A 2,182-nucleotide genomic window follows, 5' to 3' on the forward strand; every position below is an offset into this window, starting at 1 on the left:
GCCGCGCCGCCTAGCCGGTCCCCCTGTCCGCCCTCGCGTACCTCTCTAGCGACATCCTGATCCTTAGGGGGTCGAGGTAGAGCTCGCTGGCCCCGATCTCCATGAGCGTCTTGAAGGCCTCCTCTACGGCGCTGCCGCCGAAACGCCTCGCGAGGCCGTAGAGCGTCTCGCTGAAGGACCAGGGGTAGAAGACCCAGACCCACCTCTCGAGCCTCTCCACGTAGTAGTCTGGCACCAGCCTGCTCGTCGACTTGTAGTGTAGCACGGCCGTCTTCACCTCCCTCGCCCCCATGGACGAGACGAGCCCGACGACCTTGCTCATGGTCGCCCCGGTGTCGACCACCTCGTCTACCACGAGCACCCTCTTTCCGTCTACCTCCAGGCGCTCGTGCAGCCTCAACTCGGGCTCCTCTCTCACCCGGCCCCCCACGCCCCAGAGCCTGCTCCTCAAGACGACGAGCTCGTCCACTCCGAGGACGTCGCTGACGATCCTCGCCGGGACGAGCCCGCCCCTGGACACCGCGACCACGACTTCGGGGTCCTCACCCGCGTCGAGCAGCATGGAGGCCAGCCTGTAGCAGTACTGGAGAGCCTTGCTCCAAGGTATGTAGACCACGTCGACGCCCCTCAACCCGGGCCGCCCCCACGACCCTCAGCAAGGCTCGATCGTGCTCGGAGGCTTACCCGTCACGGCGTACGCCACCATCGTAACGTCGTCGATGCTACTCGTTATCTCCCTCGACATCTCGTCCAGGACCTCGTACGGCAGCCTCGAGTAGTCCGCCGTCATCGCGTCGGCGCTCTCGACGACCCTCACGATGACCACGAGCCCGTGCCTCCTCGACCCGCCCTTGACCCCCACCCACGTGTCGTCGCCGACCACTGCGAAGGCCTGCCAGACCCTGTCGTAGAGCCCCCGCCTCCTCAGCACCTTCTCCACTATGGCCGTCGCCCTCCGGCAGACCTCCAGCTTCCTCCTGTTGAACGGGCCGACCACCCTGGCCGCGAGGCCCGGGCCGGGGAACGGGTGCCTCTTGAGGAAGTAGTCGGGCAGGCCCAGGGCTCTGGCGAGCTCCCTCACCTCCTCCTTGTACAGGTACCTCAGCGGCTCGAGCACGGCGTACTTCTCCCTGAACCAGCGGGGTAGGCCGGCCACGTTGTGGTGCGTCTTTACCCTGCCGCCGCCCGGCCTACCGCTCTCCACGACGTCCGGGTATATCGTGCCCTGGACAAACGCCCCGGCCCCGTACTCGGTCATCAGCTCGTCGAACACCCTCGCGAACTCCTCCCCGATCACCCTCCTCCTCTCCTCGCAGTCTGCCAGCCCCTCCAGCTTGCTCAGGAACCTCTCCCGCGCGTCCACGTAGACAGGCTCGAGGCCCGCCCTCTCAAGCTCCTCCCTTACCTCCTCCACCTCCCCCTCCCTGAACAGGCCGTGGTCCACCAGCACCGGGACCAGCCTGTCGCCGAAGACCCTCCTCGCTAGCAGCGCGGCTGTAGCCGAGTCCACGCCCCCGCTCACGGCTGCCACGACCCTCCCCGGCGCGCCCGCGTACCTCTCCAGCTCTTGTAGCGCCAGGTGGTAGTAGGCCTCCACGCCCCAGCCCCTCACGGCCCCGGCCAGCCTCAGGAAGTTGTCCAGGAGTACCAGCCCCCTCCGCGTGTGGTGGGCCTCGGGGTGGAACCGCACACCGTAGACGGGCCTCCCGTTCACCTCGGCCCTGAAGGCCGCCACGGCACCGTCCTCCGACACTGCGAGGACGGTCGAGCCGGGGGGCGGCTCGAGAACGCACCCTCCCCGGCCCACCCACACCTCCTCTGTCTCCCCCCACCCGTCGAAGACGGGGTCCCTCACCAGCACCCTGACCCTCGCCGTGCCTTGCCCCCCGCACGCATCGGCCACTGAGCCGCCCAGGAGGAGTGCTAGCAGCTGGTGGCCGTAGGAGATGGCGAGCAGCGGTACGCGGGACTCGTACAGTACCCTCCTGGCGGCCTCGAGCACCCCGCCCTCGACGGGAGGGGGGCTGTCGTAGCCGCCGGACAAGACCACGGCGGAGTAGCCGTCGAGGTCGAGCGACCCAACCGCGTGGTAGGGCTCTACGAGGGAGAAGACGCCGAGCCCTCTGAGCCTCCTGGCCACCAGGTGTGCGTACTGGCCCCCGTAGTCCACTACGAGGACTCT

General features: G+C 68.2%; 2 protein-coding genes. Both read right to left on the reverse strand.

The genetic code is table 11. The annotated features are described in order from the left end of the window. Positions 1–10: 10 nt before the first annotated feature. On the reverse strand, positions 11–631 hold the full coding sequence (locus ACP5VX_RS07115; protein ID WP_428725183.1) for a phosphoribosyltransferase: 621 nt from the start codon (positions 629–631) through the stop codon (positions 11–13). Between the two features lie 21 nt (positions 632–652). After that, on the reverse strand, positions 653–2,182 hold a 1,530-nt coding region (guaA, locus tag ACP5VX_RS07120; protein ID WP_428725184.1), incomplete at its 5' end, for a glutamine-hydrolyzing GMP synthase.

The organism is Thermogladius sp. (assembly GCF_049970955.1).
In the GTDB taxonomy this organism is placed as follows: domain Archaea; phylum Thermoproteota; class Thermoprotei_A; order Sulfolobales; family Desulfurococcaceae; genus Thermogladius.